The organism is Streptomyces sp. NPDC007907, from assembly GCF_042959365.1.
Lineage (GTDB): Bacteria > Actinomycetota > Actinomycetes > Streptomycetales > Streptomycetaceae > Streptomyces > Streptomyces indiaensis.
In genome coordinates this window covers 82,493-98,135 of the sequence record NZ_JBIBKR010000009.1, presented here as the reverse complement: position 1 = coordinate 98,135, position 15,643 = coordinate 82,493, and the positions used below count along the sequence as shown (strand labels likewise).

Here is a 15,643-nt window from a genome sequence, read left to right as displayed (position 1 = left end):
GCGTGGCCGGCCGCAAGCCCGGGGTGCCGGACGACCCGGCAGGCCGGATCGTCGTCGTGCTGGACCTCGACGGGGTCACGGACAAGGCGGGCCTCATGGACCGCTGCGCCCGTGACCTGGCCCTGCCCGACTGGTTCGGCCGCAACTGGGACGCCCTCGCCGACTGCCTGTCCGACCCCGCCCTCTGGCCCGAGGGGGCCGGGGAGCAGGGGCTGCTCGTCGTCGTCCAGGGCTGGCGGAAGTACGCCGAGGCGCGGCCCGACGAGTGGCAGGTCGCCGAGGAGATCTTCGCCGAGGCGACCGACCGGGGCCCGGGGCTGTTCGTCGCCCTCGGCCTTGGAGAATCCTCCGAGAGGCCCCCTGACCAGCCTGGATGATCCGCTGGGGGTCGATCGGGGCCCCGGCATGGGAGAATGAAGTACGTGCTCTTTCCCCCTGGCCGGCCGGTCCGGGGGTCACCTCTGATCGACTGGGATGTGCAGCACGTGCGTTTCCTCAATGACATCCAGCCCGGGTACGACCTGACGTACGACGACGTCTTCATGGTGCCGAGCCGCTCCTCGGTGGGCTCGCGGCAGGCCGTCGACCTCAGCTCCCCGGACGGCACGGGCACCACCATCCCGCTCGTCGTCGCCAACATGACCGCCATCGCCGGGCGCCGCATGGCCGAGACCGTGGCCCGCCGCGGCGGCCTCGTGGTGATACCCCAGGACATCCCCCTCGACGTGGTCACCGACGTCGTCTCCTGGGTGAAGAACCGGCACCTGGTGCTGGACACCCCGATCATCCTGTCCCCGCACCAGACGGTCGCCGACGCGCTGGCCCTGCTGCCCAAGCGGGCGCACAACGCCGGTGTCGTGGTCGACGGGGACCACAAGCCGGTCGGCGTGGTCACCGACGCCGATCTGTCCGGCGTGGACCGCTTCACCCAGCTCGCCGAGATCATGTCCCGGGACCTGCTGCTCGTCGACGCGGACATGGACCCGGGCGAGGCCTTCGACACCCTCGATCAGGCCAACCGCCGCTACGCCCCGGCGGTCCACCAGGACGGCACGCTCGCCGGCATCCTGACCCGCAAGGGCGCCCTGCGCGCCACGCTCTACACGCCGGCCACCGACGCCCGGGGCCGGCTGCGTATCGCCGCCGCCGTCGGCATCAACGGCGACGTCGCGGGCAAGGCACAGCAGCTGCTGGACGCGGGCGTCGACGCGCTCGTCATCGACACAGCGCACGGCCACCAGGAGTCGATGATCAGCGCCCTGAAGCTGGTGCGCGACCTCGACCCGCAGGTGCCGATCGTCGCGGGCAACGTGGTCGCCGCCGCGGGTGTGCGCGACCTGATCGAGGCCGGCGCGGACATCGTCAAGGTCGGTGTCGGTCCGGGTGCCATGTGCACCACCCGCATGATGACCGGTGTCGGAAGGCCGCAGTTCTCCGCCGTCCTGGAGTGCGCCGCCGAGGCGAGGAAGTACGGCAAGCACGTGTGGGCCGACGGCGGTGTCCGCCACCCGCGCGACGTGGCCATGGCCCTCGCGGCCGGCGCGTCCAACGTGATGGTCGGCTCCTGGTTCGCCGGCACCTACGAGTCCCCGGGCGACCTGCAGCACGACGCCCAGGGCCGCGCCTACAAGGAATCCTTCGGCATGGCCTCCGCCCGGGCCGTGCGCAACCGCACCTCCGAGGAGTCGGCCTACGACCGTGCCCGCAAGGCACTGTTCGAGGAGGGCATCTCCACCTCCCGCATGTTCCTCGACCCGGCCCGCCCGGGCGTCGAGGACCTGATCGACTCGATCATCGCGGGCGTCCGCTCGTCCTGCACCTACGCCGGTGCCGGCTCCCTGGAGGAGTTCACCGAGAAGGCCATCGTCGGCATCCAGAGCGCCGCCGGCTACGCGGAGGGCAAGCCCCTGCACGCCAGCTGGAGCTGACGGCCCGACCGCCCTTGCCGACGGCCCCCGTCGACCCGCCCCGCGGGTCGACGGGGGCCGTCTCCGCGTCCGCGGGGCCCGCGGTCGGGCGCTGGGAGATCGCCGCGTGCAGGAGCGAGGACAGCGAGGCACGGGAGTGCCGCACGCCGTCGCACAGGCCGACGGCAGTCATGCCGCCCGCTTCGCAACGCCGGTCCCCGCGTGTTCCCCGTGAAAGCCCTCTGGCGGGTGCTGATGCAACACTCGACAGCCGCCCCGCAACGAACATCCGCCCTTTCCCCGGTAACGCAATGATCTTGCATGTATGCGCAAGGTTGCTGCATTTCACCAGCAACGCCGATCCTCGTAGGCTGTCGCCTCGTACATGGCGTGGCGGGGACTCCGCTCGGCGGGTCCCTGCTCGAGGGCGCCCGCGGTCCCTGCCGCCCTGACCGGCAGCGAAAAGGAGCCAGCGCGTGCTCGACCAAGGCGCACCACCGCAGAACCCAGGCCCCACGGCGGCCTCCGCACCTCCCGGCCTCGGCGCGCGCCTCATGCGCCGCAAGCCCGTGGAACGCCTGGTCGCGGAAGGTGGCCAGGGTGAGGGTGGGTCCCTGCGCCGCACCCTCGGACTGTGGCAACTGACCATGATCAGCATCGGTGCCACGCTCGGCACCGGCATCTTCGTGGTCCTCGGCGAGGCCGTCCCCAAGGCCGGCCCCGCCGTCACCCTCTCCTTCGTGATCGCCGGTCTCACGGCTCTCTTCTCGGCCCTGTCCTACGCCGAGCTGGCCGGGACCATCCCGGTCTCCGGCTCCTCGTACTCGTATGCATACGCAACGATGGGCGAGCTGATCGCCTGGATATGCGGCTGGTGCCTGGTCCTCGAGTACGGCGTGTCGGTCGCCGCCGTCGCCGTCGGCTGGGGCGAGTACCTGAACGAGCTGCTCGACGGGACCATCGGCGTCACCATCCCGGCCGCCCTGTCCGCCCCGCCCGGCGACGGCGGCGTGTTCAACCTGCCCGCGCTGATCGTCGTCCTGCTCGCGATGGCGTTCCTGCTGGGCGGCGCCCGCGAGTCCGCCCGCGCCAACACCGTGATGGTCGTCGTGAAGATCGCTGCGCTGGTGATGTTCTGCGCCATCGGCGTCCAGGGCTTCCGCTCGGGCAACTACGAGAACTTCATGCCCCTCGGCATGGCCGGCGTCAGCGCCGCCGGTGCCACGCTGTTCTTCTCCTACATCGGCTTCGACGCCGCCTCCACCGCCGGTGAGGAGGCCAAGAACGCCCAGCGCGACCTGCCCCGCGCGATCATGCTGTCGCTGGTCATCGTCACCGCGCTGTACGTCCTCGTCGCGGCCGTCGCGGTCGGCGCCAAGCCCTGGAAGGGCTTCACCGACTCCGAGGCCGCCCTCGCCCAGATCATGCGCGAGGTCACCGGGCAGACCTTCTGGGGCACGCTGCTGGCGTTCTGCGCCGTCATCGCCATCGCGAGCGTGGTGCTGACCGTGCTGTACGGCCAGACCCGCATCCTGTTCGCCATGTCCCGCGACGGTCTGATGCCGAAGGTGTTCGGCCGGGTCCACCCGAAGACCGGCGCGCCCCGCGCCAACACCGTGATCGTGTCGCTGTTCTGCGGTGTGCTGGCTGCCGCGATCCCGCTCGGGGAGCTCGCCGACGCCACCAGCATCGGCACCCTGTTCGCCTTCGCGCTGGTCAACGTGGCCGTCGTCGTGCTGCGCCGGACCAAGCCCGACATGCCGCGCACCTTCCGGGTGCCGCTCTCGCCGGTCCTGCCCGCGCTGGGCTTCGCCTTCTGCGTCTGGATGATGGGCAGCCTGTCGACCGTGACCTGGGTGGTCTTCGGTGTCTGGATGGCCGCCGGTCTCGTGTTCTACTTCGGGTACGGCTACCGCCGCTCCCGACTCGCACCATCCGAGAAGTGATCAACCCACTGTGCTGAACGATCTCGACGAACGCATCGTGCACGCCCTCGCCGAGGACGCCCGCCGCTCCTACGCCGACATCGGCCAACTCGTCGGCCTGTCCGCGCCCGCCGTGAAGCGGCGCGTGGACCGGCTGCGGGCCACCGGAGCCATCACCGGCTTCACCGTCCGCGTGGACCCGGGCGCCCTGGGCTGGGAGACCGAGGGGTTCGTCGAGATCTACTGCCGGGGCAACACCTCCCCGGAGACCATCCAGCGTGGCCTGGAGCGCTACCAGGAGGTCGTGGCCGCGTCCACCGTCACCGGGGACGCGGACGCGATCGCCCAGGTCTTCGCCTCCGACATGCGCCACTTCGAACGGGTCCTGGAACGGATCGCCGGCGAGCCGTTCGTCGAGCGGACCAAGTCCGTGCTCGTGCTCTCGCCGCTGCTGCGGCGCTTTTCGTCGGGGTCGCCCACGTAAGTCCGTGGCCCGCTCCACGCGACACCTCTAGCCTGGGTGTCATGACCTGGCGACATTGATCCACCAGCCGTGCCTCCCGAGGACCGCCTCGGCCGCCGTACCTCCGGCGTCCGATCCGTCCTTCCGGGAAGGCCTCATGACACTCACACCCGCGCGCGTGCCCGCCACCGGTGTCCGCCGCCTGACGCGCACGCTGTACGGCTACGCGTTCCTGGACGACTTCGTCCTGCTCTACCCGGTGTACGCGCTGCTGTTCGCCGACACCGGCATGTCGGTCTGGCAGGTCTCCTCCCTGTTCGCCCTGTGGTCGGTCACCGGTGTGGTGCTCGAAGTGCCCTCCGGCGCCTGGGCCGACGCCATGTCGCGCCGCAGACTGCTGTGGATCGGCCCGCTGCTCACCGCCACCGGCTTCGCGCTGTGGACGGCCCTCCCGTCGTACGCGGCCTTCGCGGTCGGCTTCGTCCTGTGGGGCGCGGGCGGGGCGCTCGGCTCGGGCGCCCTGGAGGCGCTGGTCTACGACGAGCTCGACCGGCTCGGCGCCGCCGACCGGTACGCGCGGGTCATGGGCCGGGCCCGGGCCGCACGCCTGCTGGGCACCGTGGCCGCCACCGGCCTCGCCGGACCCGTCCTCGCGGAGGGCGGCTACCCGGCCGTCGGCGCCGCCGGCATCCTGGCCTGTGTGCTCACCGCGGTCACCGCGACCCGGTTCCCCGAACACCGGACGCGGCCGGAGACCACCGGGGACAGCTGGGCGACGACCCTGCGAGCCGGACTGGCCGAGGTCCGCGGGGACCGCACGGTGCGCGGCGCCCTGCTGCTGGTCCCGGCCGTCGCCGCGGTGTGGGGCGCGCTCGACGAGTACACCCCCCTGCTGGTCCGGGACATCGGCGTCGCCGAGGCGACGGTGCCCTACCTGATCATGCTGATCTGGGCGGGCGTCACCGTCGGCAGCCTCCTGGCCGGGCCGGCCGAACGCCTCGGCACGAGCGGGCTCGCCGCGCTGCTCGCGGGCGGAGCGCTCGCCCTCGCCGTGGGTGCCGCGGCCCGGTCCCTCGCCGGCATCGCCCTGGTGAGCCTCGCCTTCGCGGCGTTCCAGCTGGCCGAGGTGCTCGCCGACGTCCGTCTTCAGCACCGCATCGACGAATCCCGCCGGGCCACCCTCACCTCGGTGGCGAGCCTGGGCACCGAGCTGGCGACGGTCGCCACGTTCGGCGTGTACGCGCTGCTCGGCACCGATCTGGCGCACGGCACCGTCTTCGCGGTACTGGCGATCCCCTATCTGGTGACGGCCCTGGCGCTGGCTAGAGCTCGGGCTGCCACGGCACGACCGTGAAGTCGCCGGTCCCCTTCTCGACCTTCTCGAAGGGGGCGGAACTCACGCACTCGGGCGGCTCGTTCCCCTGACCGGGGCGGCCGGTCGAGGCCCAGCTGTAGCCCAGCCGGTCGTGGCGGCCGAGGTCGTGGACGGTCACACCGACCCGCTTGCCCTCGGCGCCCGGCAGGTCGGATTCGGTGATGACGCCGGAGACGACGGCCACCTTGCCGCCGGTGACCAGGCAGTCGACCTCGACCTTCGCCCGGGCGCCGAAGTCGTCCCGGTAGTGGCTGAACGCGAAGGTGCCGGTCGCCTTCATCGGATCGGCCTTGTCCTTCGCGGCCAGGTGCGCGTCGAAGGAGAACGTGATGTCGTCCCCGGCCGAGCGGTACAGCTTGGCGGTGCCGGTGAGGGCCGCGGCCTCCCGCCGGTGCGGTGCGTCCGACGCGGTCGAGGTGAGGGCGGCGGCCTCCCGCTGCGGGGGCGCGTCCGACGCGGTCGCGGCCGGGGCCGCCCCGGCCGTGAGGAGCAGCGCGGAGCCGAGCACGACGATCTTCGTACGGCGCTTCATTGCGTTCCTTTCCGCAGGTCGTGTGGACAGCCCTCACTCTCCCGGCCCGGCGGGGACAGGACATCGCGCTCGGGGCGGGACTCCGCCTCCGCCGGACGGCGGGGGAGGCCGCGCGGAGCTGCCCTTCGAGGAGGAGCGGGGGTCCAACCCGAGGTGCGCAACGAATCGCCGCCGGGCCCCCTGCGGACGCAATGAACCGTTCACCGGCGCGCAACGGCTCCTTCTTGTCCGCCCTGGTCAGCGGCCCGTACCGTCTACATGGCCCCTCCAACGACCCCGTGGGCCCTCCGACCATCCTTCGCCCGGTGAGGATCACGCATGCGCACCGCCCTGCTCCAGAGCTCCGGCCGCCCCGGCTCCACCGTCGAGAACCTCAAGGTCCTCGACGAGGCTGCCGGCCGGGCCGCCGCCCAGGGCGCCGGGCTGCTGGTCACCTCCGAGCTGTTCCTGACGGGGTACGCCATCGGCGACGAGATCGGCCGGCTCGCCGAGCCCGCCGACGGCGACTGCGCCGACGCCGTCGCCGAGATCGCGACCCGCCACGGCCTGGCGATCGCCTACGGCTACCCCGAGCGGGCCGGCGAGACCGTGTTCAACTCCGTCCAGTTGATCTCCGCCGACGGCAGCCGGCTCGCCAACCACCGCAAGACCCACCTCTTCGGCTGCTTCGAGCACGACCACTTCACCCCCGGCGACCTGCCGGTCGTCCAGGCCGAGATCGACGGCCTCCGGATCGGTCTTTTGATCTGCTACGACGTGGAGTTCCCGGAGAACGTCCGCGCCCACGCCCTGGCCGGCACCGACCTGCTCGTCGTCCCGACCGCGCAGATGCACCCGTTCCAGTTCGTCGCCGAGTCGGTCATCCCGGTCCGGGCCTTCGAGAACCAGATGTACGTCGCGTACGTCAACCGGGTCGGCCCGGAAGGGGAGTTCGAGTTCGTCGGCCTCTCCACCCTCGCCGGGCCGGACGGGGTCGCCCGGACCCGGGCCGGACGCGGTGAGGAACTCGTGCTCGCCGACGTCGACCCGGCCTTCCTCGCCGCGTCGCGCGAGAACAACCCGTATCTGCGGGACCGGCGACCCGGCCTGTACGGCTCGCTCGTCTGACCCCCCTGAACCGCCCGAACGTCTCTGTGCAAGGAGTCCGTACCCCATGACGTCCACCGTGCCCAACGCCGTCGAGCACGCTGACGCGCAGCAGCCGCCGATCACCATGTTCGGCCCGGACTTCCCGTACGCGTACGACGACTTCCTCGCCCACCCGGCGGGCCTCGGGCAGATACCCGCGACCGAGCACGGCACGGAGGTCGCGGTCATCGGCGGCGGCCTGTCCGGCATCGTCGCGGCGTACGAGCTCATGAAGATGGGTCTCAAGCCGGTCGTGTACGAGGCCGACCAGATCGGTGGCCGACTGCGCACGGTGGGCTTCGACGGGTGCGACGACTCCCTCACCGCCGAGATGGGCGCGATGCGCTTCCCGCCGTCCTCCACGGCCCTGCAGCACTACATCGACCTCGTCGGCCTGCAGACCCGGCCGTTCCCCAACCCCCTCGCCGAGACGACCCCGTCGACCGTCGTCGACCTCAAGGGCGAGTCGCACTACGCCGAGACGATCGAGGACCTGCCGCAGGTCTACCGTGACGTCGCCGAGGCCTGGGGCCGTTGCCTGGAGGAGGGCGCCGACTTCTCCGACATGAACCGCGCCCTGCGCGAGCGGGACGTGCCGCGCATCCGCGAGATCTGGTCCAAGCTCGTCGAGAAGCTCGACAACCAGACCTTCTACGGCTTCCTCTGCGACTCCGAGGCGTTCAAGTCGTTCCGCCACCGCGAGATCTTCGGCCAGGTCGGCTTCGGCACCGGCGGCTGGGACACCGACTTCCCGAACTCCATCCTGGAGATCCTGCGCGTCGTCTACACCGAGGCCGACGACCACCACCGGGGCATCGTCGGCGGCTCCCAGCAGCTGCCGCTGCGCCTGTGGGAGCGGGAGCCGCGGAAGATCGTCCACTGGGCCCAGGGGACCTCGCTCGCGACCCTGCACGAGGGCGGCGAGCCCCGCCCGGCCGTGACCCGGCTGCACCGCACCGCCGGCAACCGCATCACCGTGACGGACGCGCACGGCGACATCCGCACCTACCAGGCGGCGATCTTCACCGCCCAGTCCTGGATGCTGCTGTCGAAGATCGCCTGCGACGACTCGCTCTTCCCCATCGACCACTGGACCGCCATCGAGCGCACCCACTACATGGAGTCCTCGAAGCTGTTCGTGCCGGTGGACCGCCCCTTCTGGCTGGACAAGGACGAGGAGACGGGCCGGGACGTCATGTCGATGACGCTCACCGACCGTATGACGCGGGGTACCTACCTGCTCGACGACGGCCCGGACAAGCCCGCCGTCATCTGCCTCTCCTACACCTGGTGCGACGACAGCCTGAAGTGGCTGCCGCTGTCCGCGAACGAGCGGATGGAGGTCATGCTGAAGTCGCTCGGCGAGATCTATCCCAAGGTCGACATCCGCAAGCACATCATCGGCAACCCGGTGACGGTCTCCTGGGAGAACGAGCCCTATTTCATGGGCGCGTTCAAGGCCAACCTGCCCGGTCACTACCGCTACCAGCGGCGCCTTTTCACGCACTTCATGCAGGACCGGCTGCCCGAGGACAAGCGCGGCATCTTCCTCGCCGGCGACGACATCTCCTGGACCGCCGGCTGGGCCGAGGGCGCCATCCAGACCGCCCTCAACGCGGTCTGGGGCGTCATGCACCACCTGGGCGGCACGACCGACCCGACCAACCCGGGCCCCGGCGACGTCTACGACGAGATCGCGCCGGTCGAGCTGCCGGAGGACTAGGGCCGGCGGAACCCGGGCTCCGTCAGGGGTGTGAGCAGCATGCGCCCCGCGAAGCCCACCGCCGTGTCCAGGCGTTCCGTGAAGTCCGCGGCGACATCGGGGAGTTCACGAAGGACCCACAGAGCCCGGGCCGCCGTCCATGCGGCGTCCCGGGCGCGGTCGAGGCTCCAGCAGCCGAGCAGGTGCGTCAGCGGGTCGGCGATCCGCAACAGGTCGGGCCCCGGCATCAGATCGTCGCGGATGCGCTCCTCCAGCGAGACGAGGAGATCGCCCACCATGTCGAACTCGTCCTCCAGATCGACGGGTGCGCAGCCGAGCGTACGGCAGGTGTCCACGACGGCCAGCGCCAGATCGTGCCCGATGTGCGCGTTGATGCCCGCCAGCGCGAACTGCAGGGGCCGTACCCCGGGATGGCGGCGGAACTGGAACAGCGGCCGCCAGCAGGCGGGCGGACGCCCCTCGTCCGCCGCCGTCCCGACGGCCGCGAGGTACCGCTGCGCGAACCGTACGTCCAGCGTGATCGCGGCACGGGCGTCCGCGAACCGGCCGGCGTCGACATGCCGGTCCACCGCCTCCGTCACGGCGAGGTAGACACGGTTGAAGACCGCCACCCCGTCCCCTGGGTGCAGGGCCGCATCGAGGGCGCGCATCCGGGAGATGACGGCGTCCACCGGAGTGTCCACGGCCGGGGGGACTTGTTCGCATCGCGGCATGCGGGCAGAGTCGCAGCTCTAGGCTGACGGGAGTGACGGCAGGCCCGGCGCTTCCCCGAAACGGGGGAACTCCGCCCGCCGCAGGGGGAGGGGGAGCACCACCGTGTCAGGCTCGCGTGCCCAGCGCCTGGCCGCCCGCAGGGCCGGTCGCAGGCGCGCCGCCCGGCGCGGCGCGATGGTCGTGGCGGCCTCCGTCGTGGTCGCGGCCGGCGCCGTCACGGGCGTCGTCTCGGCGTTCGGCGACGGACGGGCCCCGGACGAGGCAGGACCCGCCCGGGTGTCGGCCTCACCCCGCCCGGCGCCCCTGCCCAGGGCGCCGTCGTCGTCAGCGCCGGCCCCCACCGAGTCCGCCTCCCCCTCACCGTCGGCGTCCGCGCGCCCGACAAGGAGCCCGTCGCCCCCCAGGGCCGAGACGAAGCGGGAGCGCACCACCCCCGTGCCCGGACGGCTGTACCGCCACCCCGACTCCCAGGTGCTCGCCTGGGTCCGCTCCCACTCCGCCGACCCGCGGCACGCGGTCATCGCGTCCCGTATCGCCGAGCAGCCGGCGGCCGTCTGGTTCGCCGACCACTCCCCGCAGACCGTCACCGCCCGGGTCGCGGCGGTGACATCGGGCGGGGCCGCGCTCGGCCGGGTGCCCGTCGTCGTGCCGTACGTGATCCCCGGCCGGGACTGCGGCGGCCACTCCCAGGGCGGTGCACCCGACCTGGACGCCTACGACGCCTGGATCGACCGGTTCGCGGCGGGGCTCGGCTCCGGCGAGGTCATCGTCGTCCTGGAGCCGGACTCGGTCGCCCAGACCGAGTGCCTCTCCGCCGGTGACCGCGCGGACCGCTTCGCCTCGCTGGCCCGGGCCGGACGGGTGCTGAAGGCCGCCAACCCCCGGGCCCGGGTGTACTTCGACGCGGGCCACTCGGGCTGGAACGCGCCCGCCCGGCAGGCTGCTTGGCTGCGAGAGGCCGGTGCCGCCTCGCCGGAGTCGTCCGACGGCATCTTCAGCAACGTCTCCAACTTCCACACCACCGCCGACGAGATCGCCTACGACCGGCAAGTCCTCGACGCGCTCGGCGGCCCGGCGGGTCTCGGCGCCGTCATCGACACCAGCCGCAACGGCAACGGCGCCCCGGCCGACGGCGAGTGGTGCGACCCGGCCGGCCGCAAGCTCGGCAGAACCCCCACCCTGAACACCGGCGCGTCACGGATCGACGCCTACCTGTGGGTGAAGCTGCCGGGGGAGTCGGACGGCTGCAAGGGCCGGCCGGGGACGTTCACCGCCTCCTACGCCTACGACCTGGCGTCGTCCGGCGCGGCGTCGTCGTAGGAGGAGGTGCCCTCGTCCAGCAGCGGCGCCTGGGCCTTCAAGTGGGCCGGCGCGAAGGCCCGAAGGGCGTGGTAGCCGGTGATGACGACCACCGTGCCCAGCGCGATGCCGCTCAGCGAGGACGTGTCCGTGAACTTCAGCGACACGTTGCCGACGCCGATGATGATGCCCGCCGGCCGCGGGGACCAGGTTCAGCGGATTGCGCAGATCCACCTCGGCGTTGATCCAGATCTGCGCGCCGAGCAGGCCGATCATGCCGTACAGGATGACGGTGATGCCCCCGAGCACCCCGCCCGGGATCGCCGCCACGACGGCGCCGAACTTCGGGCAGACGCCGAACAGCAGGGCGAAGCAGGCGGCGGCCCAGTAGGCGGCCGTCGAGTACACGCGGGTCGCGGCCATCACGCCGATGTTCTCGGAGTAGGTGGTGTTGGGCGGGCCGCCGACCGCGGTGGACAGCATGGAGCCGGCGCCGTCGGCCGCGATCGCCGTGCCGAGCTTGTCGTCGAGCGAGTCGCCGGTCATCTCGCCGACCGCCTTCACGTGCCCGGCGTTCTCCGCGACCAGCGCGATGACGACCGGCAGGGCGACCAGGATCGCCGACCACTCGAAGGACGGGGCGTGCAGGGTGGGCAGCCCGATCCAGTCGGCCTCGCCCACACCGGAGAGGTCGAGCCGCCAGTGGTCGGTCAGCCTGCCGCTCGCGTCCACGGAGTGGATCTTGCCGAAGACCAGGTCGAAGACCCAGGAGATGCCGTACCCGAAGACCAGCCCCAGGAAGATCGCGATCCGGGACCAGAAGCCCCGCAGGCAGACGACCGCCAGTCCGGTGAACAGCATCACCAGCAGGGCCGTCCACTGGTCCTGCGGCCAGTACGTCGAGGCCGTCACCGGCGCCAGGTTGAAGCCGATCAGCATCACCACCGCGCCGGTCACGATCGGCGGCATGGCGGCGTGGATGATCCGCGCCCCGAACCTCCGCACCGCGAGCCCCACCAGGAACAGCGCGCCCCCGACGACGAACACCGCTCCCGTGACGGTCGCGCTGCTGCCGCCCTGCGCCCGGACGACCGCCGCCACGCCGACGAAGGACAGCGAGCAGCCCAGGTAGCTGGGCACGCTGCCGCGGGTGGCCAGCAGGAACACGATCGTCGCGACGCCCGACATCATGATCGCGAGATTCGGGTCCAGGCCCATCAGGACCGGCGCGACGAACGACGCCCCGAACATCGCCACCACGTGCTGGGCGCCGAGCCCGGCCGTGCGGGGCCAGGAGAGCCGCTCGTCGGGGCGGACCACGGCGCCGGGCGCCGGGATCTTTCCGTCGCCGTGCAGTTTCCAACGGACGCCGAGATCCATGGTGCGGTTTCGCTTTCGTCGTGCGTGCGAGTGTCCGGACCATTGTCGGGGCGCGCTCACCGTGCTGGTGACCTGGGCGGGTGTCCTCAGGACCGCCGGTCGGCGACCACCGTGTCCGGGCGGCCGATCCTCGTCCGCTCGCCGGGGCGCAGTACGCCCGCGAACGCCACCAGGCCGCACGACAGTGCCGTCACCAGGCAGAACGACACCATCAGGCTGGTGGCCTGTGCCAGCATGCCGATCGCGCTCGGCGCGACCAGCCCCGAGGTGTACGTGATGGTCGCGACACCCGCGATGGCCAGGCTCGGGTTGGAGCCGCTGCGGCCCGCCGCGGCGAAGCACAGCGGTACGACGACGGCGATGCCGAGACCCATCAGGGCGAAACCGCTCATGGCCACCGCAGGATGGTCCGCGACGACGATCAGCAGCCCGCCGAGGACGGCGAACACACCGCTCGCCCGCACGGTCCGCACGGCACCGAAGCGGTCCACGACCCGGTCACCGGCGAGCCGGGCGACGGCCATGGTGAGCGTGAAGCCCGTGGTGCACGCCGCCGCGAGACCGGCCGAGGTCTCCAACTGCTCGCGCAGGTACACCGCCGACCAGTCCAGGCTCGCTCCCTCCGCGAACACGGCACAGAACCCGATCGCGCCGATGAGCAGCGCCGAGCGCGGCGGCAGCGCGAAGCGCGGCGGCGGCTCCTCGTCCTCGGCGGGCTGCAGGTCGAGCACCCACTGGCAGGACGCCACACCGACTGCGGTGAGCACCGCGGCGGCCAGGACGTGGTGCAGCCGGGCGTCCGAGCCGAGGTGCGCGGCCAGGGTGCCTGCCGCCGAACCGATCAGAGCGCCCGCGCTCCACATGCCGTGCAGCCCGGACATGATCGACCGGCCGAGGCGGTTCTCGACCTCGACCCCGAGCGCGTTCATCGCCACGTCGGCCATGCCGGCCGTCGCGCCGTACGTGAACAGGGCCAGACAGAGCGTCAGGAGATCGGGGGAGAGGGACGGCAGGACCAGCGACATCGTCCACAGGGCGATCAGTCCGCGCAGTGCGTTCCGGGCGCCGAAGCGGTGGGTGATGCTCCCGGCGAGCGGCATCGCCACGGACGCGCCGAGCGCGGGGAAGGCGAGCGCGATCCCCAACTGGCCCGCGCTCACCCCCGCGTGATCCTGGATCCACGGCACACGGGTCGCGAACGAGCCGGTGACGGCGCCGTGCACGGCGAAGACCGCGGCCACGGCGTACCGGGACCGCTTCACCTCGCGCTGTTCGTCGACCACGTTGCCCATTCTGCGGTCCCCTTCCTGGTCTTTGCCGTGTTCCTGACTGATGCGGGCGTAAACTATCAGGAACCCTGCCTGATAATAAGAGGGCTTTCCGTCGGTCGCGGTCGACGGCTCCGCCGATCTGGGAGGATCCGCGCATGCCCGCATCACCGAGCACCGCCCGGGCCATCAACGACCGGCTCGCCCTGCGGCTGCTCCAGCAGGAAGGCCCGTTGACGGCGGGGCGGTTGAAGCAGCTGACCGGTCTGTCCCGGCCGACCGTCGCCGACCTCGTCGAACGCCTCACCGCCGCCGGACTGATCGCGGTGGTCGGCGAAGCCGGCGAGCAGCGGCGCGGCCCCAACGCGAAGGTGTACGGCATCGTCGCCGACCGGGCCCATCTGGCCGCCCTCGACGTGCGCACCGAGGGCGTCGCCGTGCTCGTCGCGGATCTGGTCGGGCGGGTGCTGGCCGAGGCGTCGGTGCCGATCGGGGGCGAGGCGGGCACGGGCCCCGCGGTGGAGCAGGCGGTCACGCTGGTCGAGCGCGTGGCGAAGGAGGCCGGTGCCGACCGTCTGCACACGGTGGGGATCGGGGCGCCCGGCCTGATCGACCCGGCCAGTGGCGAACTGCGCCACTCCACGGGCCTGCCGGAGTGGCACCGCCGGCTCGTCGCCACCCTCCAGGAGCGGCTGCCCGAGGCCCGGGTCAGTGTCGAGAACGAGACCAACCTCGCGGCGCTGGCCGAACAGCGTGACGGCGCGGCCCGGGACCGGCACACGTTCGTCCTGCTCTGGCTGGGCCACGGCACTGGAGCGGCCGTGGTCCTCGACGGCGCCCTCCGCCGCGGCGCCTCCGGCGGCACCGGCGAGATCGGCTTCCTCCCGGTCCCGGGCACGGCCGCACTGCCGAGCTCGACGGATTGTGAGGGCGGTTTCCACTCCCTGGCCTCCGCGGCGGCGGTCGTGGCTCTGGCTGCGGAGTTCGGGATTCCGGTGGCGGAGTCCGAGGTGGGGGTGGTGCGCGCGGCGGTCGGTGTGGTGCGAGGGGCCGTCGCCCAGGCGGGGCAGCAGCAGGCCGGGTCCCTCGACGGCCCCGCTCCGGCTGTCGCCTTCCTCGACGCCCTGGCCGGCCGTATCGCCGTCGGCGTCGCCTCGGTCGTCGCCGTCCTCGATCCCGGGTGCGTGGTCCTCGGCGGGGAGGTCGGCCGGGCCGGGGGCGTCGAGCTCGCCCGGCGGGTGCGGGACCGGCTGGCCCGGATGACGCCCCTGCCGACGGAGGTGCGCGCCACCACCCTGGGCGGTGGCGCGGTCCTGCGTGGTGCGCTGCTGACGGCCCGCGAGCGCGCTCAGGAGGAGCTGTTCCCGCCGGGGAGCGGACGCGGCTGAGAAGGCCCGACGGCGGGCAAGGGCCGTCGTCACCGCCGCCGGGCCGGTCCGTGGGGGTGAGCCGACCCTGACGATGACCCTAGAAAGGACTAGACCACATCGTCAATAGGTGTGTACCAATGCCGGGGTCACAAGAGGACGGACGGGTGCGGCAGTTGGGGCGCCGGTCGCGCTCGGGAAGGGGGGTGACACGTTCTGTGAGGCAGCCCACACTCTTCGCCTCTTTGAACGTCGATCAGGCGTGGCACACTGGCCCTGTACCAGTAGCAGCGCACTCCGGGGTCGGTGAAAGTCCGAACCGGCGGTTACAGTCCGCGACCCGGTCGCCTCCAGCGGCCGGTTGACCAGGTGAAATTCCTGGACCGACGGTTAAAGTCCGGATGGGAGGCAGTGCGCGGCGAGCGGGCATGCGTGCGCGCCGCCGAGAAGTCCGTCCTCGTGACGGGCTCCGTCCGGCGTCGTCCCCGGTGTCCCTGCTCGTACCTTCTGTCGTCATCGACAGCCCCGGAGTCCGTGCCCGAAGAGGCAGGAGGACCCGGGA

At 72.1% G+C, this 15,643-nt stretch carries 12 protein-coding genes, 1 pseudogene and 1 riboswitch; of the genes and pseudogenes, 9 read left to right on the top strand and 4 right to left on the bottom strand.

Annotation, left to right across the window (positions count from 1 at the left end):
• Positions 1–23 precede the first annotated feature (23 nt).
• The 5 genes from ACFZDI_RS32075 (at position 24) to ACFZDI_RS32055 (ending at position 5,649) form a co-directional block, all read left to right on the top strand.
• A complete protein-coding gene (locus ACFZDI_RS32075) occupies positions 24–377 on the top strand; it encodes a barstar family protein (RefSeq protein ID WP_234845143.1) in 354 nt (117 codons plus the stop codon).
• Between the two features lie 108 nt (positions 378–485).
• A complete protein-coding gene (locus ACFZDI_RS32070) occupies positions 486–1,928 on the top strand; it encodes a GuaB1 family IMP dehydrogenase-related protein (RefSeq protein ID WP_234845106.1) in 1,443 nt (480 codons plus the stop codon).
• A gap of 455 nt (positions 1,929–2,383) precedes the next feature.
• Positions 2,384–3,853, top strand: a complete 1,470-nt coding sequence (locus ACFZDI_RS32065; RefSeq protein ID WP_391255398.1) for an amino acid transporter — start codon at positions 2,384–2,386, stop codon at positions 3,851–3,853.
• Positions 3,854–3,863: 10 nt separating this feature from the next.
• Positions 3,864–4,316 (top strand): Lrp/AsnC family transcriptional regulator, encoded by a 453-nt coding sequence (locus ACFZDI_RS32060; protein ID WP_053668336.1) that lies wholly within the window; start codon positions 3,864–3,866, stop codon positions 4,314–4,316.
• Between the two features lie 136 nt (positions 4,317–4,452).
• Positions 4,453–5,649: an MFS transporter gene (locus ACFZDI_RS32055; RefSeq protein WP_391255397.1), complete on the top strand. Its 1,197-nt coding sequence runs from the start codon at positions 4,453–4,455 to the stop codon at positions 5,647–5,649.
• On the opposite strand, the gene ACFZDI_RS32050 is transcribed toward ACFZDI_RS32055, so the two are convergent.
• Positions 5,618–6,202 (bottom strand): Repetin, encoded by a 585-nt coding sequence (locus ACFZDI_RS32050; RefSeq protein WP_234845109.1) that lies wholly within the window; start codon positions 6,200–6,202, stop codon positions 5,618–5,620. The genes ACFZDI_RS32055 and ACFZDI_RS32050 overlap by 32 nt on opposite strands.
• 318 nt (positions 6,203–6,520) lie before the next feature.
• On the opposite strand from ACFZDI_RS32050, the gene ACFZDI_RS32045 reads away from it, so the two are divergent.
• Both ACFZDI_RS32045 and ACFZDI_RS32040 read left to right on the top strand, forming a co-directional pair.
• On the top strand, positions 6,521–7,309 hold the full coding sequence (locus ACFZDI_RS32045; protein WP_234845110.1) for a carbon-nitrogen hydrolase family protein: 789 nt from the start codon (positions 6,521–6,523) through the stop codon (positions 7,307–7,309).
• A gap of 46 nt (positions 7,310–7,355) precedes the next feature.
• The gene (locus tag ACFZDI_RS32040) at positions 7,356–9,053 is read left to right on the top strand and encodes an NAD(P)/FAD-dependent oxidoreductase (RefSeq protein ID WP_234845111.1); all 1,698 of its coding nucleotides are present in this window, start codon (positions 7,356–7,358) and stop codon (positions 9,051–9,053) included.
• Here the strand turns inward: ACFZDI_RS32040 and ACFZDI_RS32035 are convergent.
• Complete coding sequence (locus ACFZDI_RS32035) at positions 9,050–9,766, bottom strand: DUF5995 family protein (protein WP_391255393.1); 717 nt, start codon at positions 9,764–9,766, stop codon at positions 9,050–9,052. The two genes, ACFZDI_RS32040 and ACFZDI_RS32035, sit on opposite strands and share 4 nt — an antisense overlap.
• A gap of 175 nt (positions 9,767–9,941) precedes the next feature.
• Between ACFZDI_RS32035 and ACFZDI_RS32030 the strand changes: the two genes are divergently transcribed.
• A complete protein-coding gene (locus ACFZDI_RS32030) occupies positions 9,942–11,087 on the top strand; it encodes a glycoside hydrolase family 6 protein (protein ID WP_391255938.1) in 1,146 nt (381 codons plus the stop codon).
• Here the strand turns inward: ACFZDI_RS32030 and ACFZDI_RS32025 are convergent.
• Together ACFZDI_RS32025 and ACFZDI_RS32020 are read right to left on the bottom strand one after the other, a co-directional pair.
• Positions 11,051–12,446: pseudogene (locus ACFZDI_RS32025) on the bottom strand (uracil-xanthine permease family protein). The gene ACFZDI_RS32030 and the pseudogene ACFZDI_RS32025 overlap by 37 nt on opposite strands.
• 86 nt (positions 12,447–12,532) lie before the next feature.
• On the bottom strand, positions 12,533–13,738 hold the full coding sequence (locus ACFZDI_RS32020) for an MFS transporter (RefSeq protein WP_391255390.1): 1,206 nt from the start codon (positions 13,736–13,738) through the stop codon (positions 12,533–12,535).
• 134 nt (positions 13,739–13,872) lie between these two features.
• Between ACFZDI_RS32020 and ACFZDI_RS32015 the strand changes: the two genes are divergently transcribed.
• Entirely contained in the window at positions 13,873–15,102 is a 1,230-nt protein-coding gene (locus tag ACFZDI_RS32015; RefSeq protein ID WP_391255387.1) for an ROK family protein, read from the top strand.
• 267 nt (positions 15,103–15,369) lie between these two features.
• A riboswitch (FMN riboswitch) is annotated at positions 15,370–15,500 on the top strand.
• Positions 15,501–15,643 lie beyond the last annotated feature (143 nt).